The sequence below is a fragment of the Sphingosinicella sp. genome, assembly GCF_052387495.1.
Lineage (GTDB): Bacteria > Pseudomonadota > Alphaproteobacteria > Sphingomonadales > Sphingomonadaceae > Allosphingosinicella.
In genome coordinates this window covers 1-21618 of the sequence record NZ_JBQTJC010000060.1, presented here as the reverse complement: position 1 = coordinate 21618, position 21618 = coordinate 1, and the positions used below count along the sequence as shown (strand labels likewise).

General features: G+C 67.3%; 18 protein-coding genes and 1 pseudogene. 13 read left to right on the top strand and 6 right to left on the bottom strand.

Annotated features, from left to right (window positions below; translation table 11 throughout):
* Positions 1-1032: MutS-related protein (locus tag ACT4N8_RS03410; RefSeq protein ID WP_444856734.1), on the top strand; the 1032-nt coding region annotated here is incomplete at its 5' end.
* Positions 1029-3761, top strand: coding sequence for a [protein-PII] uridylyltransferase (locus ACT4N8_RS03405; RefSeq protein WP_444856733.1), 2733 nt, complete (start codon positions 1029-1031; stop codon positions 3759-3761). The genes ACT4N8_RS03410 and ACT4N8_RS03405, both read left to right, overlap by 4 nt.
* Positions 3762-3836: 75 nt before the next feature.
* Here ACT4N8_RS03405 and ACT4N8_RS03400 read toward each other — a convergent pair whose 3' ends face one another.
* The 3 genes from ACT4N8_RS03400 to thrS form a co-directional block, all read right to left on the bottom strand.
* Positions 3837-6581 carry a TonB-dependent receptor gene (locus ACT4N8_RS03400; RefSeq protein ID WP_444856732.1) on the bottom strand — a complete coding sequence of 915 codons (2745 nt, stop codon included), beginning with the start codon at positions 6579-6581 and terminating at the stop codon, positions 3837-3839.
* Between the two features lie 246 nt (positions 6582-6827).
* The gene (infC, locus tag ACT4N8_RS03395) at positions 6828-7355 is read right to left on the bottom strand and encodes a translation initiation factor IF-3 (protein WP_444856735.1); all 528 of its coding nucleotides are present in this window, start codon (positions 7353-7355) and stop codon (positions 6828-6830) included.
* Positions 7356-7453: 98 nt separating this feature from the next.
* Positions 7454-9457, bottom strand: a complete 2004-nt coding sequence (thrS, locus tag ACT4N8_RS03390; RefSeq protein ID WP_444856731.1) for a threonine--tRNA ligase — start codon at positions 9455-9457, stop codon at positions 7454-7456.
* 226 nt (positions 9458-9683) lie between these two features.
* Here thrS and ACT4N8_RS03385 point away from each other — a divergent pair, with 226 nt between their 5' ends.
* The 4 genes from ACT4N8_RS03385 to ACT4N8_RS03370 all read left to right on the top strand — a co-directional run bounded on the left by ACT4N8_RS03385 (position 9684) and on the right by ACT4N8_RS03370 (position 12422).
* Positions 9684-10091: a hypothetical protein gene (locus tag ACT4N8_RS03385; RefSeq protein ID WP_444856730.1), complete on the top strand. Its 408-nt coding sequence runs from the start codon at positions 9684-9686 to the stop codon at positions 10089-10091.
* A gap of 125 nt (positions 10092-10216) precedes the next feature.
* Entirely contained in the window at positions 10217-10738 is a 522-nt protein-coding gene (locus tag ACT4N8_RS03380) for a hypothetical protein (RefSeq protein WP_444856729.1), read from the top strand.
* Positions 10739-10779: 41 nt separating this feature from the next.
* Positions 10780-11517 (top strand): alpha/beta fold hydrolase, encoded by a 738-nt coding sequence (locus ACT4N8_RS03375; RefSeq protein WP_444856728.1) that lies wholly within the window; start codon positions 10780-10782, stop codon positions 11515-11517.
* Positions 11514-12422, top strand: coding sequence for a tetratricopeptide repeat protein (locus ACT4N8_RS03370; protein ID WP_444856727.1), 909 nt, complete (start codon positions 11514-11516; stop codon positions 12420-12422). The genes ACT4N8_RS03375 and ACT4N8_RS03370 overlap by 4 nt, the downstream gene beginning before the upstream one ends.
* On the opposite strand, the gene ACT4N8_RS03365 is transcribed toward ACT4N8_RS03370, so the two are convergent.
* A complete protein-coding gene (locus ACT4N8_RS03365; RefSeq protein WP_444856726.1) occupies positions 12410-13138 on the bottom strand; it encodes an SIMPL domain-containing protein in 729 nt (242 codons plus the stop codon). The genes ACT4N8_RS03370 and ACT4N8_RS03365 overlap by 13 nt on opposite strands.
* Before the next feature lie 110 nt (positions 13139-13248).
* Between ACT4N8_RS03365 and ACT4N8_RS03360 the strand changes: the two genes are divergently transcribed.
* The gene (locus ACT4N8_RS03360) at positions 13249-13665 is read left to right on the top strand and encodes a VOC family protein (protein ID WP_444856725.1); all 417 of its coding nucleotides are present in this window, start codon (positions 13249-13251) and stop codon (positions 13663-13665) included.
* A complete protein-coding gene (gene gloB / locus ACT4N8_RS03355) occupies positions 13665-14384 on the top strand; it encodes a hydroxyacylglutathione hydrolase (protein WP_444856724.1) in 720 nt (239 codons plus the stop codon). Before ACT4N8_RS03360 ends, gloB begins: the two co-directional genes overlap by 1 nt.
* Positions 14385-14480: 96 nt before the next feature.
* On the opposite strand, the gene ACT4N8_RS03350 is transcribed toward gloB, so the two are convergent.
* On the bottom strand, positions 14481-16274 hold the full coding sequence (locus ACT4N8_RS03350) for an AMP-dependent synthetase/ligase (protein ID WP_444856723.1): 1794 nt from the start codon (positions 16272-16274) through the stop codon (positions 14481-14483).
* 117 nt (positions 16275-16391) lie between these two features.
* On the opposite strand from ACT4N8_RS03350, the gene ggt reads away from it, so the two are divergent.
* On the top strand, positions 16392-18095 hold the full coding sequence (gene ggt, locus ACT4N8_RS03345; RefSeq protein WP_444856722.1) for a gamma-glutamyltransferase: 1704 nt from the start codon (positions 16392-16394) through the stop codon (positions 18093-18095).
* Here the strand turns inward: ggt and ACT4N8_RS03340 are convergent.
* Positions 18092-19123: a quinone-dependent dihydroorotate dehydrogenase gene (locus ACT4N8_RS03340; RefSeq protein WP_444856721.1), complete on the bottom strand. Its 1032-nt coding sequence runs from the start codon at positions 19121-19123 to the stop codon at positions 18092-18094. The two genes, ggt and ACT4N8_RS03340, sit on opposite strands and share 4 nt — an antisense overlap.
* A gap of 170 nt (positions 19124-19293) precedes the next feature.
* Between ACT4N8_RS03340 and ACT4N8_RS03335 the strand changes: the two genes are divergently transcribed.
* The 4 genes and pseudogenes from ACT4N8_RS03335 to sufC all read left to right on the top strand — a co-directional run.
* Positions 19294-19704 (top strand): RrF2 family transcriptional regulator, encoded by a 411-nt coding sequence (locus ACT4N8_RS03335; RefSeq protein WP_444856720.1) that lies wholly within the window; start codon positions 19294-19296, stop codon positions 19702-19704.
* Positions 19701-21173, top strand: coding sequence for a Fe-S cluster assembly protein SufB (gene sufB, locus ACT4N8_RS03330; RefSeq protein ID WP_444856719.1), 1473 nt, complete (start codon positions 19701-19703; stop codon positions 21171-21173). The genes ACT4N8_RS03335 and sufB overlap by 4 nt, the downstream gene beginning before the upstream one ends.
* 24 nt (positions 21174-21197) lie before the next feature.
* Positions 21198-21509: a hypothetical protein gene (locus ACT4N8_RS03325; RefSeq protein ID WP_444856718.1), complete on the top strand. Its 312-nt coding sequence runs from the start codon at positions 21198-21200 to the stop codon at positions 21507-21509.
* Positions 21509-21618: pseudogene (gene sufC / locus ACT4N8_RS03320) on the top strand (Fe-S cluster assembly ATPase SufC); the annotation flags it as partial. The gene ACT4N8_RS03325 and the pseudogene sufC, both read left to right, overlap by 1 nt.

Genomic DNA, 21618 nt, shown 5'->3' with positions numbered 1-21618 from the left:
GCCGCCGAGGCCGCACATCTGGAGGAGCTCACCGAGGAGGCGCTGAACCGCGCCGAGCCGATCGCCGCGACCGCCGACGCGCTCGCCCGGCTCGACGTCGCCGCCGCGCTCGCCGAGCGCGCGGTGGAGGGCGGCTGGTGCCGCCCACGCTTCGACGATTCCCCCAGCTTCGAGGTCGAGGGCGGCCGCCACCCGGTCGTCGAGGACGCGCTTCGGACCAGCGGCGCGCGCTTCGTCGCCAACGATTGCACGCTCGCCGAGGACAACCGGCTGTGGCTGGTCACCGGCCCGAACATGGGCGGCAAGTCGACCTTCCTCCGCCAGAACGCGCTGATCGCGATCCTCGCCCAGGCGGGCAGCCACGTCCCCGCTGCCGCGGCCCGGCTCGGCCTGGTCGACCGACTGTTCAGCCGGGTCGGCGCCTCGGACAATCTCGCCCGCGGCCGCTCGACCTTCATGGTCGAGATGGTCGAGACCGCCGCCATCCTTGCCCAGGCGACGCCGCGCAGCTTCGTCATTCTCGACGAGGTCGGGCGGGGCACGTCCACCTATGACGGGCTCGCCATCGCCTGGGCGGTGGTCGAGGCGATCCACGATTCGGCCCGCTGCCGCTGCCTGTTCGCCACCCATTATCACGAGCTCACCCGGCTCGCGGAGCGGCTCGACGCCTTGTCGCTCCATCATGTCCGCGCGCGCGAATGGAAGGGCGATCTCGTCCTGCTCCACGAGGTCGCGACCGGACCCGCCGACCGCAGCTACGGCATCGCCGTCGCCAAGCTCGCCGGGCTGCCGCTGCCAGTGCTCGCACGCGCCAAGTCGGTGCTCGCCAAGCTCGAGGAAGGCCGCGCCGCGACCGGCGGCATCGCCGCCGGGTTGGACGATCTGCCGCTCTTCGCCGCGTCGCCCAAAGAGGAGGCGGCGCCCGACGCGCTCCGCGCCGTGCTGGCCGGGATCGAGCCCGACACGCTGACGCCCCGGGAGGCGCTGGAGCTGGTCTACCGGCTGAAGCGGATCGAAGCGGAGGAGAAGTGAGCGCGCGTTTCGCTTCGATTCCCCTCCGGCGCGCGATCGTCGATCGCCGCGCGCTCGCCGAGCAGCTCGCGGCGGCCGATCGCGAGACTGCGGCGAAGCAGCTCAAGGCGGCGCTCAAGGCCGGCCGAAGCGAGATCGCCCGCCGCTTCGCCGAATGGCCCTATGCCGGGACGGAGGCGGCCTCGGCCTATGCCTTTCTGATCGACCAGATCGTTCGGCTGGCCCACGATTATGTCGTTGAAATCATGCATCCCCTCGCCAATCCGACCACCTCGGAGCGGCTGTTGCTGCTCGCCGTCGGCGGCTACGGGCGCGGCGAGATGGCGCCTTATTCCGACGTCGACCTCGCCTTCGTCACGCCGTGGAAGCCCGCCGCCTGGACCGAGACCGTGGTCGAGGCGATCCTCTATCTGCTTTGGGACCTGGGCTTGAAGGTCGGCCACAGCGCGCGCAGCATCGGCGAGCTGATCCGGATCGCGCAAGACGACCATACGGTGCGCACCGCGATCCTCGAATCGCGCTACGTCTGGGGCGATGAAGTCCTTTACGACGAGGTCACCGCCCGCTTCTGGAAGAAGGTGGTCGCGGGGAATGCCCGGGCCTTCGTCAAGGAAAAGCTCGACGAGCGCGACGCGCGCCACAAGCGCATGGGCGACAGCCGCTATGTCGTCGAACCCAATGTGAAGGAAGGCAAGGGTGGCCTGCGCGACCTCCACGCCCTCTTCTGGATCGGCAAATATGCCTATCGGGTGAACTCGGTCGTAGAACTGGTCGAGGTCGGACTGCTCTCGGCGGCCGAGCTTCGCCGGTTCCAGCGGGCCGAGCGCTTTCTCTGGGCGGTGCGCTGCCATCTCCACATCGCCGCCGGACGCGCCGAGGAGCGGCTGACCTTCGATTTCCAGCGCGAGATCTCAGGCCGGATGAACTATGCCGACCGGCCCGGCAAATCGTCGGTCGAGCGCTTCATGCGGCACTATTTTTTGCACGCGAAAACGGTCGGCGATCTGACCGGCGTCTTCCTCGCCCATCTCGATGAGAAGTTCGCGGGACGTGGCCGGCGCTTCCTTTTGCCGGCGCTGCGCCGCCGCCCGGGCAAGCTGCAGGGCTTCCTGCTCGACCGCGGGCGCCTCGCGGTTTCGGGCGAAGAGTTCTTCGTTGAGGACCCCGTGCGCCTGATCCGGATGTTCGCCCTCGCCGACCGGCACGAGCTCGAAATCCACCCGCTGGCGATGCGCGCCGCCGCCCGGCAGGCCAAGCTGATCGATGCGGTGCGCGACGACGCGGAGGCGAACGCGCTCTTCCTCTCGGTGCTGACCAGCCCGCGCGATCCGGAGCCGGTGTTGCGCTGGATGAATGAGGCGGGCGTGTTCGGCCGCTTCATTCCCGATTTCGGCCGCGTCGTCGCGCAGATGCAGTTCGACATGTACCACCATTATACGGTCGACGAGCATTCGATCCGGGCGATCGGCCTGCTCGCGCGGATCGAGCGGCAGGAGCTAAAGGACGAGCATCGCCTCTCGAGCGCGCTAGTGAAATCGATCGCCTCGCGACGGGTGCTCTATTGCGCGGTCCTGCTTCACGACATCGCCAAGGGCCGGGGCGGCGACCATTCGATTCTCGGCGCCGAGGTGGCGCGGTCACTCTGCCCGCGGCTGGGGCTGACCGAGGCGGAGACCGAGACGGTGGCATGGCTGGTGCGCTGGCATCTTCTGCTCTCCGCGACTGCCTTCAAGCGCGACGTCGCAGACCCGGAGACGGTCCAGGAGTTCGTCGATCGGGTGAAGAGTCTGGAGCGCCTTCGCCTGCTCTTCATCCTCACCGTGGTCGACATCCGCGCCGTAGGCCCGGGCACCTGGAACAGCTGGAAGGCGCAGCTGCTGCGCGCTCTGTTCGAGGCGGCCGAGGAGATGCTCCGCCTCGGCCACAAACAGAAGGGCCGCAAGGAGCGCGTGGCGGCGATCAAGGCGGAGCTCGCGGGCCGGCTGGGCTGGGCCGAGCCGCGCTTCGAGGCGCTCGCGGCGCGTCTTCCCGACAGCTACTGGCTCGCCGAGACCGCGGAAGTGCTCGCCCGCAATGCCCGCTTCATCGAAGGTGCGGCGAAGGCGGGGAAGGCGCGCGCGGTCGAGATCCGGCCGCTCGACGAGCGCTCGGCCACCTTGGTGACGATCCTCGCGCCGGACCAGCCGGGCCTGTTCTATCGAGTCGCCGCGGCGATCAGCCTCGCCGGCGGCAACATCATCGACGCGCGCATCCACACCACCGAGGACGGCACGGCGCTCGACAATTTCCTGATCCAGCAGGCGGCGGGCGAGCCCGTGTCGGACCAGCGGCAACTGGAGCGGCTCGAAGCGGCGGTGCGGCGCGCGCTGGAGGGGCAGGAGCCGTTGCGCGAACGGCTGGCGGCACGGGCGCTGCCGCTGCCGCGCGCCGAGGCTTTCCCGATCCAGCCGGCGGTGTTCGTCGATAACCGGACGTCGAGCCGCTATACCGTGGTCGAGGTCAATGCACGGGACCGGGCGGCGCTTCTTTCCGAACTGGCCGAGGCGATCTTCCGGTCCAAAGGGATGATCCGCAGCGCCCATATCGCCACCTATGGCGAGCGCGCGGTGGACGTCTTTTACCTGACCGATCTCAAGGGCGCGCGGATCGAAAGCCCGGCGCGATTGAAGGCCTTGCGCGAACGCCTGCTCGCCGCCGCGGCCGCCGCGATCGACCGCAAGGCGGCTTGAGCGCCGCGACCTCGACCGGGCAGAAGAAGGGCCCCGCCGTCGCCGGCGAGGCCCTCCTGCCCCTTGGAAGTCCGCTTAGAAGCGGAAGCGGCCGGTGATGCCGTAGGTCCTCGGCTCGGCCAGGAAGGCCGAGAAGATCTGCCGGCCGCCCGGGAATTGCGGGTCGACGAACGGCGGCGAGGTGGTGCCCGCCTGGAAGGGCGCGTTGAACGCGACCTGCGCATAATCAGTGTCGAACAGGTTCTGCGCCCAGAATTCGAGCGACCAGCGCTGGTCCGGGCCGCGCAGGCCGACACGGGCATTGATCACCGCGTAGCTGTCTTCCGCCTTCTGCGGGAAGAGGTCGGAGCCGGTGTTGTAATTGCCGGTGACGCGACCATCGACGTAGAACAGGGCACTGAGGTTGGTGCCGCGGATTTGCGGCGTCCAGGCCAGCGAGCCGGTGAACACCGTGCCCGGCGCGTTGGAGAGCCGGTTGCCGGGCAGGATCCTGAGCGCCGGATCGAGCGGCGCGCCGGTATCGTTGCCGATCAGGTCGTCGCGATATCTGGTATTGGCCACGGTGAGGCCGAGGGTGACCAGGAGGTCGCGCCGCGGCCGCAGGATCGCCTCGACCTCGACGCCCTGCGAACGGACGCCATAGGTCACGTTGTCGAGCGGGCAGGCGCCCGTCGTCGCGCTGAGATCGCGGTCGGTGTCGCCGAGATCGGCCGTGCAGCCGTTGACCGTCTGGACGATGAAGACGGTGCCGTTGAACGTGTTCAGCTGGAAGCTCTCGAACTGCTGGCGGAACGCGGTGATGTTGAGCGTGATCGGGCCGCGCTGATATTTGAAGCCGAGCTCGAAGGCAGTGTTGACCTCCGGATCGAACTGGAGATTGCCGACCAGCGCCTGCGCGCCGCCCGGGGTGTTCGCGAAGGGGAAGATCGGCGATTTGAGCGCCGAGCGGTCGAGGTTGAAGCCGCCTGCTTTGTAGCCCCGCGAATAGCTGGCGTAGAGCAGGATGTCGTTGTTGGGCCGGTAGGAGAGGATGCCCGTCCCGGTCCATTCGTCCTCACTGCGCCGGTCGTTGATCGTCACCCCGTTGAGCTCGGAGGTCGAATTGCCCTGGCAGGAAAGGCCGATCAGACCGCCGGCCACGGCCGCCAGTGCGGGGACGCCGAGGAAGGGGATGAGCGCGGCCTGCTGAGCCGGGCAGGCGGTGTTGTCGTTGCCGAAGGTCGCGCTGAAGCGCTTGCGCTCATTGGTGTAGCGCAGGCCCATCGTCAGATCGATCTGATCGGTGATGTGCAGGATATTGTGGGTAAAGAAAGCATAGTTGCGGCTGTTCTGCGAATAGACGTCCTGGGTGCTGCCCCGATCGTTGATCGCGTCGAGCCGGTCGAACGCCGCGTAGATGGCCGGCGAGGCGGCGCCGAACACGGCGGGCCGCGCCGCGAGACACCCCGGCGACGTCGGGGAATAGAGTGCGGCAAGGCCGCCGCCGCTGACGATGCGGCAGGTCGCGAAGCGGCCATATTGGTTGCCGAAGCGCAGATTGTCGGTGACGGTGAGATCCTCGTCGGCGAAATAGGCGCCGACCAGCCAGTCCAGCCGGTTGTTGAAGGCGCTGCCCTGCAGCCGGAATTCCTGGCTGAAGGTCTGGAAGCCACGCACGACGCCGTCGCCGTCGCGGAATAGAATGTCGACCGTGCCGTAATCGATGTCGCCAGGCTGCCCGGATTCATAGTCGCGATAGGCGGTGATCGAAGTCAGCGACGCACCCCCCAGGTCCCAGTTGACCTCGAGCGAGATGCCCATGTCCTCGGTCTCGCCGATATAGGAGCGGCCCGGGCTGACATAGATATTGCGGCTGTAGGGATTGCTGAAGCCCGCCAGCGGCTGGCCGAGATCCCTGAGCACGTTGATGATGTTATTGCCATTCGCGGGCGGCAGCCCGCCCACGCTGAGCGGCACGGCGGGGTTGTTGAGATCGCCGATCAGCGGCTGGGTCGCCCGGTCGAGATAGACCGCGCCGCAGCAGGATTCCTCGCGGTTGGTATAGTCGGCGATCAGCCGGAAGCTGAGGTTGTCGTTCGGCTCATAGAGCAGCTGTCCGCGCACGAAGAAGCGGTCGCGATCGTTGACCTCGTCCTCGGTTCCACCGGTCGGGTTCACGACATTATAGAAGCCGTCGCGCTGGACGTAGACACCGTCGACGCGGAAGGCCAGCTGCTCGCTGATCGGCCCCGTGATCGATGCGGCGCCCCGGATATAGTCGTAATTGCCGTAGGTCAGCTCGGCGGTGCCGCCGAACTCATATTCGGGCCGGCGGGTGATAATGTGGATAAGGCCGGCGGAGGCGTTGCGGCCGAACAAGGTGCCTTGCGGGCCGCGCAGCACCTCGACCCGCTCGATCTCGCCGAGCTCATTGAGGCCGATGCCCGAGCGCGAGCGGTAGACGCCGTCGATGAACACCGCGACCGAGCTTTCGAGGCCCGGATTGTCGCCGACCGTGCCGATGCCGCGGATACGCGCCGAGCCATTCGCCTCGGTGCCGGTTGAGGAGACGAGCAGCGAGGGGGCGAGCTGGTTCAGCTGGCGGATGTCGTTGGCGCCCGAATTCTGCAGCGCCTCGCCCCCGACTGCCTGCACCGCGAGCGGCACGTCCTGAAGGAGCTGACGCCGGCCTTGGGCGGTGATGACGATCTCCTGATCGTCGTTTTCGGTCGCGGCGGCCTGGTTCTCCGCGGTCTGCGGCGCGGCCGGATCGTCCTGTGCATAAGCGGGCGTGGCGAGGGCGGTTAGCCCGGCGGACACAAGCCAAATGGTCTTCGACATCAAACCCCTCCCAAATTTTATCTGTTATTGGTGGAGAAGCTAACCCTAATGTGACCCTTGTGCCAGCCGAGAAACCGCACTTTTCCGTAGGTTTCGGGGGTCTTATTGCAATTCAGCAACAGAAGCGTTTCAAGTTGAAACGGGTCCGTAAAGGTTCCGCTACGGAAAGCTGGCGCGGGCGGCGGACGGCGTCGGCCGCGAGACGGCCCTGAAAAGCGAGAAACGGCGGCGTCGCGGCGAAAATGCTTAGCGCGGGGCGAGCACCATCAGCATCTGGCGGCCTTCCATGCGCGGATGCTGCTCGATCTTGGCGATCTCGGCGGTATCGGCCTGGACCCGCTCGAGCAGCTGCATGCCGAGCTGGCCGTGGGCCAGCTCGCGGCCGCGGAAGCGCAACGTGACCTTCACCTTGTCGCCCTCGCCGATGAAGGAATGGATCTTCTTCATCTTCACGTCATAATCGTGATTGTCGATGTTCGGACGCATTTTGATCTCTTTGATCTCCTGCGTCTTTTGGGTCTTGCGGGCGAGATTGGCCTTTTTCTGGGCCTCGTATTTGAACTTGCCGACGTCGAGGAACTTGCAGACTGGCGGGTCGGCATTGGGAGAGACCTCGACGAGGTCGAGGCCGACTTCGGCCGCCTGCTCGATCGCTTCGGCGGTCAGCATGACGCCGATATTCTCGCCATTCTCATCGATCACGCGCACTTTCGGCACGGAGATGAATTCATTGAAGCGGGGGCCGCTAAGCGGCGGGGCGTTGGGGCGCCGAATCTGAGGGGAACGTATGTTGGTCTCTCCTGAGGGTTAGGGTGTACTCACCTAGTGGATGACGCGGCGGATTGAAAGACGCCGCGCGGATCGGAGGAGCATCAACCGCGTAAATCGGGCGACAGAGCCTCGTCCCTCAGCCGCTCAACCACCGAGCCGAAGCTCACCACCTCCTGGCGCGCATCGGCGCCGAGCGGGCGGAGCGCGATCGTGCGCTCCTCCGCCTCGCGCTTGCCGACGACGAGCAGGTAGGGGACGTGGGCGAGGCTGTGCTCGCGCACCTTGTAGTTGATCTTCTCGTTGCGCAGGTCCGCCTCGGCGCGCAGCCCCGCCGCGGTCAGCGCCGCGACCACCTCGCGGGCATAATCGTCGGCGTCGGAGACGATCGTCGCCACCACCGCCTGAACCGGCGCCAGCCAGAGCGGGAAGCGGCCGGCATGATGCTCGATCAGAATGCCGATGAAGCGCTCGAACGTGCCGAGGATGGCGCGGTGGAACATGACCGGGCGATGCCGCTCGCCATCCTCGCCGACATAGGAGGCGTCGAGCCGCTCGGGGAGGACATAATCGAGCTGCAGCGTGCCGCATTGCCAGGTCCGGCCGATCGCGTCGGTCAGGTGGAATTCGAGCTTGGGCGAATAAAAGGCGCCCTCGCCGGGAAGCTCCTCCCAGCCATAATCCGCGGTCGCGCGGCCAGTCAGCTTCACCGCCTCGCGCAGGTCGCTTTCGGCCTTGTCCCACATCTCGTCGCTGCCGAAGCGCTGGTCGGGCCGGAGCGCGAGCTTGATCGCATAATCGGCGAAGCCGAGATCTCGATAGACGCTGTCGAGCAGGTCGCAGAAGAGCCTTGTCTCCTCGATGATCTGATCCTCGCGGCAGAAGATGTGGGCATCGTCCTGAGTGAACTGGCGGACGCGCAGGATGCCGTGCAGCGCGCCGTGCGGCTCGTTCCTGTGGCAGCAGCCGAACTCGGCGAGCCTGAGCGGCAGGTCGCGATAGGATTTGATGCCCTGGCGGAAGATGAGGACGTGCGCGGGGCAGTTCATCGGCTTCAGTGCCATCAGGTCGCCGGTGCCGCTGAGCACCGGCGCATCCTCGTCCGTGCCGGGAATCTCGTCGGGCACGACGAACATGTTCTCGCGATACTTGCCCCAATGGCCGGACTGCTCCCACTGGCGCGCGTCCATGATCTGAGGGGTCTTCACTTCCTCATAGCCGGCGGCGTCGAGGCGGCGGCGCAGATAGGCTTCGAGCGCGCGCCAGATGATGTAGCCTTTGGGATGCCAGAAAACCGAGCCGTGCGCTTCGGCCTGGAGGTGGAAGAGGTCCATCTCCTGGCCGATCTTGCGGTGGTCGCGCTTCGCCGCCTCTTCGAGCCGGACGAGATGCGCGTCGAGCTGCTTCCGGTTGAGCCAGCCGGTGCCATAGATGCGGCTGAGCTGGGGATTGTTCTGGTCGCCGCGCCAATAGGCGCCGGAGACGCGGGTCAGCTTGAAGGCTTCGGGATCGAGCTTGCCGGTCGAGGCGAGGTGGGGGCCGCGGCAAAGATCGACCCACTCGCCCGTGCGATACATGGAGATCGTCTCGTCGGCGGGCAGTTCCATCACCCACTCGGCCTTGAAGCTCTCGCCCTGCTTCTCGAAGAAGTCGCGCACCGCGTCGCGCGTCCAGACTTCGCGGACGAGCGGCGTATCGGCGCGGATGAGGCGGCGCATCTCCTCCTCGATGACGGGGAGATCCTCCTCGGTGAACGGGCCGCGCTCCGGCGCGGGTGCGAAATCGTAATAGAAGCCGTCGTCGGTCGCCGGGCCGAAGGTGATCTGAGTGCCGGGGAACAGATTCTGCACTGCCTCGGCGAGGACGTGCGCAAAATCGTGGCGGGCGAGTTCGAGGGCGTCGGCCTCGTCACGGGCGGTGATCAGCGCGAGCTCCGCATCCTCCTCGAATGGCCGGTGAAGATCGCGCACCTCGCCATTAACCCGCGCGGCGAGCGCGGCCTTCGCCAGCCCCGGCCCGATCGCCGCCGCCACGTCTGCCGGAGTCGTGCCGGGCTCGACCTCGCGGACGGATCCGTCGGGAAGCGAGATCTTGATCGGCTTGGTCATCTTCGGTCCGTGTTCCTGTGTGGCAGCGCCGAATGAGATAGGGCCAACCCCCTGTCAAGGAAACCGGCCGCTTCTCAGGCCCCCGCGTTTCGCGGCCGTCACGAACGTGGTAGGAAGGCGCTGCCGCGACCGGATCTTCGGCCCGGCCTGAGGAAAGGGGGAATCAATGGTAAGGAAAGTACTTTCCGCGACCGTTTCGGCCGCCCTTTGCTTGATGTCCGCGCCTGTGGCTGCGCAGGACTATCGCTTCGCCGGCTCCGACGCGCCGCGCGGAGCGACCGCCACCGTGAACCTTCGGGTTCCGCTCGGAGTCGACCGCGCCAGAGCCCGGCCCTCCTACGGGCTCACCCTGAGCTACGGCCAGTCGTTCGCCACCCCGGCGATGGACGGGCGGGAGATGACCCGGGCGATGAATGTCGCCGACTTTCGCTTCACAGGCACGCGGCTTCGCCACGCCCGCGTCGCGAGCTTCGATCTCGCCAATCTCGACCGGGATCGCCGGATGAACCTGGTCGGCGGCGGCAAGAAGAGTTTGTTGATCATCGGCGCTATCGTCGTTGGCGGCATTCTCATCTGCGTCGCTGCGGATTGCTTCGACGGCGACGACGAATCGTCGAGCAGCACCAGCAACTAGGGGGGCACGATGAGGCCGGGACCCGGTCTGATCGGGATCCCGGCTCGTCGGCCGCAGCGACCGACATGAGCCTTGCCGCGAATCGGATCGCATGGCGTCCATCAAAAGCGCGCCTCGCGCCCATCGTGGCGCTCGTCCTGCTCATCTTCGCATGGCCCGCCGCGGCGGCCGTCGAGATTCGCTTTCACTCGAAGGATTTCGGCGCGACCTTCCCGCACGCCTTTGTCGTCCTCGAGGGCACGCTCGATGCGACCGGCGAGCTGATCGAGGCCAATTACGGCTTCACCGTGCGGCATCTGATCGGGCCGTCCATCCTCTTCGGCCCGGTCCAGGGCGAGGTGATCAGCGAGGGGCGCGCCTATATCGAGGGCAGCAATTTGCATTTCTCTATGGCGCTGACCGACGATCAGTATCGCGCCGTGATGGGCGTGGTCGAACAGTGGCGCGCGCTGCCGCAGCCGTCCTACCGGCTCGATCGCCGCAACTGCGTGTCCTTCGTCGCCGAGATCGCCCGGACGCTGGGCCTCGAAGCCGATCCCAGCGGCCTGATGCGGCGGCCGCGGGCCTTTCTCGACCGGGTGGCCGAGCGCAACCGGACCTTGCTCGCCGGCGGCGCCTCCGAAGCGGTGGCGCCAGGCAGCCGCTGAGCGCCTGTCGCCGCCCCGGCGGCTTTGCTAAGCGCTGGCCGATGGACCGGATCGACTATCTGGAAGCCGGCGGCTGCCACCTCGCTTTTCGCCACCGCGCGGGGCGGGGGCCCACGCTCGTCTTCCTGCCAGGCTACATGTCGGACATGGAAGGCGGCAAGGCGGGCGCTCTCGACACGTGGGCGGCGCGCGAGGGGCGGGCGATGCTGCGCTTCGACTATGCCGGCTGCGGGCTGAGCAACGGCGCGTTCGAAGAGCAGACGCTCGCCCGCTGGCGCGACGACGTGCTGGCGATGGTCGACGAGGTGGTCGAGGGGCCAGCAGTGCTGGTCGGCTCGTCGATGGGCGGCTGGCTGATGCTGCTCGCCGCGCTCCTCCGGCCAGAGCAGATCAAGGCGCTGGTCGGCATCGCCGCCGCGCCCGATTTCACCTCCTGGGGCTTCAGCGAGGAGCAGAAGATGACGATCCTCGGCGAGGGGCGGCTGGTCGAAGACAGTCCCTATGGCGAGGCGCCTTATGTCACGACGCGCGCCTTCTGGGAGAGCGGCGAGGCGCTGCGGCTGATGCACGCGCCGATCGCGATCGACTGTCCGGTGCGGCTGCTTCACGGCCAGCAGGACGAGGACGTGCCCTGGACCTGGTCGCTCGAAATCGCGCGCCAGCTTCGTTCAGCGGACGTGCAGACGCTGCTGGTCAAGGACGGCGACCACCGCCTGTCGCGCGAGTCCGATCTCGCCTTGCTGACCGGCACCGTCGCCGCTTTGATGGAGCGATTGTGATCCCGATCCTGCTGGCCCTCGCCGCCGTTCAGACCAGTCCCGCCCCGCCGCTGATCCCGCCCGATCCCCGCCGCAGCCCGACGCCCGAGCGCCAGGCGACGCCAGCGCCCGCGCAAGCGGCCGAGCCTGAGGTTCCACCCGAAATCGCCGACCGCTACCGCGCCTGCCTCGATCTGATCCGCGCCACGCCCGAGCGCGCGATCGAGATGGCGAGCGCATGGCGGGTCGAGGGCGGCGGTAGCTACGCCCGCCAGTGCCTCGGCCTCGCTTATGTCGCGCTCGAACGCTGGGAGCCGGCGGCGAGCGCCTACGAGCAGGCCGCCCGCGATGCTCAGGCCGCGAACGATCCGCGCCGCGCCGATTTCTGGGTGCAGGCCGGCAATGCCTGGCTCGCCGGCGACGAGCCGACCCGCGCCGTGCTCGCCTTCGACGCTGCGCTGGCGACCCCCAACCTCACTGATCCGCTGCGAGGCGAGGTCCATCTCGACCGCGCCCGGGCGATGGTCGCGCTCGGCAATCTGCCCACCGCCAGGCAGGACATCGACCGCGCGCTCCAGCTCGTCGCGTCCGACCCCATAGCCTGGTATCTGTCCGCCGCGCTCGCCCGGCGCGAGAACGATCTCGACCGCGCCCAGACCGACATCCGGCGCGCGCTCGAGCTCGCCGCGGACAATCCCGACGTCACCTTGCTCGCGGGGACGATCGCCGGCCAGCGCGGCGACATGGCCGAGGCGGAACGGCTCTACCGACGAGTCGCGGAAGGTGCGCCGAATACGGAAGCCGGCCGGGCGGCGCAGGCGAGCCTCGCCACCTTGCGCGAGGTCGAGGTGGATGCGCCGGCCGGAGCGTCCCCGCCCCAGCCGACGCCCGCGCAGCAGCCCGAGCCGCCGCGTCAATCGAGATAGAATTCGATCGTCGTCACGACGCGCACCTTCTGGAAGGGCGAGCCGCGGTCGCCCGAGCCTTCCTCGCCGACATCGCCGTCGCGCGCGCCGATCGAGAAATAACCCTGGGTGGCCGAGCGGATGCCGCCGACCGCGGTGCCCGAATCCTGGGCGAAGCGCTCGGCGCCCGATCGCGCGTCGCGGGTCGCCTGGGCGATCATCTCCGGCTTGATGTCGTTGAGGCGGGTGAAGACGTACTGCATGCCCGACCCTTCCTGGATCGCGACGCCGGCCCGGATCAGGTTGAACTGGCGGGCATAAGCGGCGCGGGCGCGCATCACGTCGGTGGTGCGAAGCTGGATGCGGCGGTTGACGGTGACGTTGTTCTCGCCGCGGTTGCTGTCATAATATTGGCTGACCGAGCCGCCCGCGTCGCTCACCGCCTCGTTCGGGAAGCCCGCGGCGCGGAAGAATTGCTGGACGGCGGCGGCGTCGCGGTCGCTTTCGGCCTGGACCGCGGCGAGCTGGCTGCCCTGTGCGGTGAAGCTCAAGGTCCAGGTGGCGAGATCGGCGGTGACGTCGCGTTCGGCGAGGCCGCGGACCGTGACCGCGCGGTCGGCCATTCGCGCCCGGCGCATGCCGTCACCGAGCAGATAGCCGCCGACGACGATACCGATCGCGAGGATCAACGCCGCGATGAGATAGACATTGCGATTGCCCACCGAGCCCTCGGACATGATAGAAGCTCCTCACCCCTTGCGACGCAGGCCCGTTTGCCGGCGTCGGTTCACGAATCGCACGGCGTCGATGAACCGTGCATTTATATCGACGAGTTGAGACGAGCGCGATGAAATATTTACACACGATGATTCGGGTTTCCGACCCAGAGGCCACGCTGCGCTTTTTCGAGGCGCTGGGGCTGAAGGAGGTGCGGCGGATGGACAATGAACAGGGCCGCTACACCCTGATCTTCCTCGCCGCGCCGGGCGACGACGAGGCGCAGATCGAGCTGACCCACAATTGGGATGAGGCCGGCTATGGCGAGGGCCGCAATTTCGGCCATGTCGCCTATCAGGTTGACGACGTTTACGAGACCTGCCGGCGGCTGATGGACGCCGGCTACACGATCAACCGCCCGCCCCGCGAGGGCCGGATGGCTTTTGTCCGCACCCCGGACAATATCTCGATCGAGCTGCTGCAGAAGGGCGGGCATTTGCCGGCCGCCGAGCCTTGGGCGTCGATGCCGAACGTGGGGCATTGGTGATGCTGGAGGTCGTCCCCGTCCCGGTCCTCCAGGACAATTATGTCTGGCTGATGCACGATTCCGCCTCGGGCGAGACGGTGGCGGTCGATCCCTCGGTCGCCGATCCGGTGCTGGACGAGGCCGGGCGGCGGGGCTGGACGATCAGCCAAGTCTGGAACACCCACTGGCATCCCGACCATACCGGCGGCAACGACGCGATCCGCGCCGCGACGAGTTGCACAATCACAGGGCCGGCCGAGGCGGAGAAGGTTTCGAAGCTGGACCGGATCGTCGCCGGCGGCGACCGGGCGCGGATCGGCGAGTTCGAGGCCGAGCTGATCGATATTCCCGCGCACACTGCGGGACATGTCGCCTTTCATTTGCCGGCGGCGGGCGTCGCCTTCACCGGCGACACCTTGTTCGCGATGGGCTGCGGGCGCCTGTTCGAAGGCGACGCGCGGCAGATGTACAACGCGATGCAGCGGCTGGCGGCGCTACCGCTTGAGACGCGCGTCTATTGCGGCCACGAATATACGCTCGCCAACGGCCGCTTCGCGCTGACCGTCGAGCCGGACAATGCGGAGCTGGTCGCGCGCATGGCCGAGGTCGAGGCGCAGCGCGAGCGGGGCGAGCCGACGCTGCCGACGACGATCGCGCTGGAGCGCGCGACTAATCCCTTCATGCGGGCGTCTTCCGTGGAGGAACTGGCGAAACGCCGCGCCGCCAAGGACGCGTTCTAGCCTTTCGCCGTCATTCCAGCGAAAGCTGGAATCTCTCTTCTTGGGAAGTCCAGGAAGGAAAGTGAGATCCCAGCTTTCGCTGGGATGACGGGCTCGTCACCTCTTATACAGTGCGTCCAGCCGCTCGCCGTAAATCCCCTTGATGACGTGGCGGCGAATCTTGATCGAGGGGGTGAGCTGCTCGTTCTCGACGGTGAAGGGCTCGTCGGCGACGATGAAGCGGCGGACCTTCTCTATCACGCTCAATTCGGCGTTGACCCGGTCGACCGCGGCGCCGAGCGCCTTCACATAATCGGGATCGTGGGCGAGGTCGTGGAACTGGCACTTGCGGTGCTGGGCGGCGCACCATTCGGCGGTCCATTCGGGATCGGGCACGATCAGGCCGACCAGATAGGGGCGCTTGTCGCCAGCGACCATCGCCTGGACGATCTCGCGCTGGAGGGTGAGCATCCCTTCGACCTTCTGCGGCGCGACATTGTCGCCCTTGTCGTTGACGATTAGATCCTTCTTGCGGTCGGTGATAACGATCCGCCCGGCCTCGTCGAGATGGCCGACGTCGCCGGTATGGAGCCACCCGTCCTTCAGCACCCGCGCGGTCTCGGCCTCGTTGCGCCAATAGCCGTGCATGACGAGCTCACCCCGGACCAGGATCTCGCCGTCCTCGGCGATCCTGACCTCGACGCCGTCGAGCGGCGGGCCGACCGTGTCCATCTTGAGCCCGACTTTGGGGCGGTTGCACGAGATGACCGGCGCCGCCTCGGTCTGGCCGTAGCCCTGGAGGAGGGTCAGGCCCAGCGAGTGGAAGAAGATCCCGACCTCGGGATTGAGCGGCGCGCCGCCCGAGACCATCGCCTTGATCCGGCCGCCGAAGCGCTTGCTGATCTTCGGGCGCAGCGTTCGGCCGAGGAAGAAGTCCATCGGCTTGTCCCAGACGGGCACCGCGCCGGCATAGTCCTTGGCGCCGATCGAGAGCGCCCGGCCCATCAGGTAATTGGTCAGCTTCCCCTGCTTTTCGACCTGGTTGAGGATGCGCTGGCGGAGCACCTCGAACAGCCGCGGGACGACGACCATGATCGTCGGCCGAACCTCCTCGATGTTGGAGGCGAGCTTCTCCAGCCCTTCGGAATAATAGATCTGGCCGCCGAGCCCGATCGGGAAATGCTGGCCGCCGGTATGCTCGTAGGCGTGGCTGGCGGGCAGGAAGGAGAGAAAGACCTCGTCGCCCCAGCCGAAATCCTCGGCGATCAGGGCGGCGCAGCCCTCGATATTGCAGAGCAAGGCGCCGTGATGCTGCATCACGCCGCGCGGCGCGCCGCCAGTGCCCGACGTGTAGATGATGCAGGCGAGGTCGTCGCGGCCGAAGCTCGCCCCGGCGGCGCAGGCCTCGACGTCGGTCATCTCGGCCGCGATCAGCGCCCCCCAGTCGTGGAAGTGGACGTTGGCCGTCTGGCCGATGCCGCTCGCCGGCTCGATCATCAGGACATGCTCGCAGGCCGAGCTGCGGATCGCGGCGGGGAGCAGGTTCTTCGCCAGCTTCTGGCTCGAGACGATCACGGCGCGGGCGCCGCTGTCGTCGATGATGTGCTGATGGTCGCGCTCGGTGTTGGTCGTGTAGGTCGGCACGGTGACGCAGCCCGCCGCCATGATCGCGAGGTCGGAGATCAGCCATTCGGGGCGATTCTCGGAAACCAGCATGACCCGGTCGCCGGGGTTGAGGCCGAGCCGGGTCAGCGCCGAGGCGAGATTGGCGACCTGTTCGGCGACCTTGCCCCAGCTTTGCGAGCGCCATTCGCCGTCGGTCTTGGCCCAGAGGAAGGGGCTTTCGCGCCGCCCGCGCGCGCGGGCGAAGAACATCGTCACGAGATTCGGAAAGTGTTCCAGCTGACGCATCGTCCCTCCCGGTGCCGCGCGTTTGCCGCGTCGGATGCCTTCCTAATGCGCTTGTCCGCCCGACGCCAAGCCCGATCAGCGGTGGACGGCCCCGCGCCGCTTGGCTAGCGGGCGGGAATGCAGTTTCTCCTCCGCGCGCTCGCCCTCATCTTCCTGCTTTCCGGCTGCGCGACCGCCGCGCAGGAAACCTCCGCCCGGCCGGACCGGCAAATCTACGTCATCGCCGCCAATCCGCTCGCGGCCGAGGCGGGGATGAACGTGCTGAGGCGCGGCGGCAGCGCGGTCGACGCGGCGATCGCGGTCGAGGCGATGCTGAGCCTGGTCGAGCCGCAAAGCTCCGGGCTCGGCGGCGGCGCCTTCATGACTTACTACGACGCGGGCACGCGCCGGATCACCGTCTATGACGGCCGCGAGACGGCGCCCGCCGGCGCGACGCCCGACATGTTCCTCGATGACGGTGGCGAGGCCCTCTCGTTTCGCGACGCGGTGGTGAGCGGCCGCGCCACCGGCGTGCCCGGCGTGGTGCGGATGCTTGCGCTCGCCCATCGCGATCATGGCCGGCTGCCGTGGAACGGCCTGTTCGGCGAGGCCGAGCGGACCGCGCGCGGCGGCTTCGTCGTGAGCCCACGGCTCGCCCGTTTCACCAACGGCACTTTTCCGCAGGCGGCGACGTCGGACGTGCGCGCCTATTTCGCGGAAAGCGACGGCACGCCGGTCGACGTCGGCGACCGCCTCCGCAATCCGGCCTATGCCGATTTCCTCCGGCGCCTCGCGGCCGAAGGGCCCGACGCGCTCTATCGCGGCGCGACCGCGGAGCGGATCGTCGCGCGCACCAGCGCCGGCCCGCTACCCGGGGCGATGACGCTGGCCGATCTGGAGAACTACCAACCGATCGTGCGCGAGCCGCTCTGCCGGCCCTATCGAGTCCATGTGATCTGCGTGCCGCCGCCGCCGTCGAGCGGGGTCGCCGTGCTCCAGCTGATGGCGATGCTGGAGCGGACCGACATCGCCGCGCGCGGTCCCGCCGATCCCCAGGCCTGGTTCCTCTTCGCCGAGGCGAGCCGGCTGATGTACGCCGATCGCGACCTATATGTCGGCGATCCGGCCTTCGTCTCCGTCCCGGTCGAGGGGCTGCTCGATCCCGCTTATGTCGCCGCGCGGGCGGCGCTGATCGGCTCGCAGGCGGGCCCGCCGCCGCTTCCCGGCACGCCGCCGGGCGCGCCTGCCGCGGCGCGGGACTCGACCCGCGAGCCCGCCGGCACCACCCATTTCATCGTCGGCGACGCGCAAGGCAATGTCGTCTCGATGACCGCCACCGTCGAATCGATCTTCGGCTCGGGCCGGATGGTCGACGGCTTCTTCCTCAACAACGAGATGACCGACTTCTCCTTCGTGCCGCGCGATGCGCAGGGCCGGCCGGCGGCGAACGCCGTGGCTCCGGGCAAGCGCCCGCGCTCGTCGATGACGCCCGCGATCATCCTCGATCGTGAAGGGCGCTTCGTCGGCGCGATCGGCTCGCCGGGCGGCAATGCGATCCTGGCCTATGTCGGCAAGGCGCTGGTCGGCGTCATCGACTGGGGGTTGCCGATGCCGGAGGCGATCGCGCTCCCCAATCTGATCGCGCGCGGCAGCGGCTTCGGCGCCGAGGTCGATCGCTTCCCGCCGGGCGTGGTGGAGGCGCTCGCCGCGCGGGGCGTGCAACTTCGGCCCGGCCAGGGCGAGGATTCAGGGCTGCACGGTGTAATCCTCCGCCAAGGGCGGCTCGACGGCGGCGCCGATCCCCGCCGCGAAGGCGTGGTGCTGATCGAAAGCCCGCGCTAGCCCGTTCCGATCGCCTCGGCGATCGAGCCGAAGCTGTTCAGCTTGAGCAGTCGCTTGAGTTCGCCGCTGATCTCCTCGGCGAGGCCGGGACCCTGATAGACGAGCGCCGTGTAGAGCTGGATCAGGCTCGCCCCGGCGCGGATGCGGTCGAAGGCGTCGACGCCGTTCTCGATCCCGCCCGCGGCGATCAGCGGCAGCGCGCCGCCGGTCGCGGCGCGGAAATCCGTGAGCCGCTGGAGCGCCAGCGGCTTGAGCGGCGCGCCGGAGAGGCCGCCCGCCTCGCTCCGGTGTTTCGACACGAGCATCGGCCGGCTGATCGTCGTGTTGCCGACGATCAGGCCGTCAAGCCGTCGGTCGATCGCGGCTTTGGCGATGCCGTCGATCTGGTCGGCGTCGAGGTCCGGCGCCACTTTCAGGAACACCGGCGGCCCGGCGCCGCGCGTCTCGATCACCGCGTCGAGCAGCGCGCCGAGCGCCCCTTGGTCCTGCAACTCGCGCAGCCCCGGCGTGTTGGGCGAGGAGATGTTGATCGTGAGATAATCGGCCACGCCCCTCATCGCCGCCACCCCCGCGACATAGTCGATGATCCGGTCGGCGCTGTCCTTGTTGGCGCCGAGATTGACGCCGACGATCCCGGCGCAGCGGTCGCGGTGCCCGAGCCCTGTCAGCGCCGCTGCCTGGCCGCGATTGTTGAAGCCCAGGCGATTGATCGCCGCCCGGTCCTCGGCGAGCCGGAACAGGCGCGGCTTCGGATTGCCCGGCTGGGACAGGGGCGTCAGCGTCCCCACCTCGACGAAGCCGAAGCCGAAGCCGAGCATCTGGCGGTAAACCTCGGCGTCCTTGTCGAAGCCCGCGGCGAGCCCGACTGGATTGGGGAAATCGATTCCCGCGACGACTACGGCCAGCATTGGGTCCGGCCGCGCCGGCACGCCGGGCGGCAACAGCTTCAGCGCCCGGATCGTCAACCGGTGCGCCCGCTCAGCGTCGAGCGCGAAGGCGAGGGGCCGAAAGAGCGGGTAGAGCGCCATCGTCCTTCCCTGTCATTGCGAGCGCAGCGAAGCAATCCAGTCCCACGCTGGATCGCCACGGCGCGTTGCGCCTCGCGATGACGGTTGATTTCGCCCATCGATGGGACCACATGCCTAATCGGAATGAATCAGTCCGATTTGAGAATCATTCGCAATATGCGCCGAGGAAAATGAGACTTTCCAGCCTTGCCGATTATGCCGTCGTGATGATGTCGGCCGCCGCGCGCCATTGCGGGCAAGCGAAGGTGAATGCGACGACGCTCTCGGCCGAGACCGGGATTCCGCTGCCCACCGCGCAGAAGCTGGTCAGCCGGCTCTCCACCGCGGGCCTGCTCGAATCGAGCCGGGGCACGGGCGGCGGCGTCCGCCTCGCGCGGCCGCCGGCGGCGATCAGCCTCGCCGACATCGTCGAGGCGGTCGAGGGGCCGATCCAGATGACGAGCTGCGTGGACCATGATCGCCACGAATGCGTGCTGGAAAGCTGCTGCCAGGTCCGCCCGCACATGAGCGTGGTGAACGGCGCCGTCCGCGGGGCGTTGGCGGGGGTGAGCCTGTCTTCACTCGCGCAGGTGCGCGCATGACCGACATCAAGAACCGCGAAGCGCAGGAGGCGGTCGATCGCGCCTCGACCTACGAGTTCGGCTGGTCGAGCGAGATCGAGCAGGATTTCGCGCCGAAGGGGCTCAACGAGGACACCGTCCGCGTCATCTCCGCGAAGAAGCAGGAGCCGGAGTGGATGCTCGAATGGCGGCTCAAGGCCTATCGCGCCTGGCTGACGATGGAGGAGGTCGAGTGGGCCAAGCTCGATATTCCGCCGATCGATTTCCAGGATGCTTATTATTATGCGGAGCCCAAGCCTCGGGAGAAGCTGGGAAGCCTCGACGAGGTCGATCCCGAGATCCTGCGCGTCTACGAAAAGCTCGGCATCCCGATCGAGGAGCAGAAGGTGCTCGCCGGGGTCGAGGGCGCGCGCAAGGTGGCGGTCGACGCGGTGTTCGACAGCGTCAGCGTCGCCACCACCTTCCGCAAGGAGCTGGAGGCGGCCGGGGTCATCTTCCGCTCGATCAGCGAGGCGATCCGCGACTATCCCGATCTGGTCCGCAAATATCTGGGCTCCGTAGTACCGCAGCGCGACAATTATTATGCCTGCCTCAACAGCGCGGTCTTCTCCGACGGCACCTTCGTCTACATTCCGGAGGGCGTGCGCTGCCCGATGGAACTCAGCACCTATTTCCGCATCAATGCCGAGAATACCGGCCAGTTCGAGCGGACTTTGATCGTCGCCGACAAGGGCAGCTACGTCTCCTATCTCGAAGGCTGCACCGCGCCGATGCGCGACGAGAACCAGCTCCACGCGGCGGTGGTCGAGCTGGTCGCGCTGGACGATGCGGAGATCAAATATTCGACCGTGCAGAACTGGTATCCGGGCGACGCCGAGGGCAAGGGCGGCATCTACAATTTCGTCACCAAGCGGGCGATGTGCGCCGGCGCGCGGTCGAAAGTGTCGTGGACCCAGGTCGAGACCGGCTCGGCGATCACCTGGAAATATCCGTCCTGCATTTTGAAGGGCGAGAACAGCGTCGGCGAATTCTATTCGGTCGCGCTGACCAACAACCGCCAGCAGGCTGATACCGGCACCAAGATGATCCATATCGGTAGCAACAGCCGCTCGACGATCGTCTCGAAGGGCATTTCGGCGGGCCGCTCGAACAACACCTATCGCGGGCTGGTGCGGGTGCAAAGCGGCGCGGAGAATGTCCGCAACTTCACCCAGTGCGACAGCCTGCTGCTCGGCGACAAATGCGGCGCCCACACCGTCCCCTATATCGAGGTCAAGAACCCCACCGCCCAGATCGAGCATGAGGCGACCACGTCCAAGATCAGCGACGACCAGCTCTTCTACGCGATGTCGCGCGGTCTCAACGCGGAGGATGCGGTGGCCCTGATCGTCAACGGCTTCGCCCGCGAGGTGCTGCAGCAACTGCCGATGGAGTTCGCGGTCGAGGCGCAAAAGCTGCTGGGGATCAGCCTTGAGGGGAGCGTGGGATGATCGACGCTGAAAGGAACGAGTTTAATGGCTGACTATCCATTGGCGGAAACGCAGATCATCTGGAATCCAACTGAAGATTCCACCTTGCCTCCGGTGGCGCTCGTCAAAATTCCGGGGGAAGACGATGATCGGTACATTAGTTCTTGGGGCGCATGCAATGGCGACTTCGTTGAAGCGGACCCCTCGACAAAGTTGAGCATGCTTTATCGTCAGTTCATCCATCTCGTGATCAACGAGGGGGTGGCTGCAGCTGACGTGCATACGACGTTCATGCAGATACCAGAGTACCGTCAAGGGCTCGCAGAGCTTGGCATAGTTGAGCCAGACGAAGACTAATGCTCAAGATCGATAACCTCCACGCCACCGTCGACGGCAAGGCGATCCTCAAGGGGATCAGCCTCACCCTGAACCCGGGCGAGATCCATGCGATCATGGGGCCGAACGG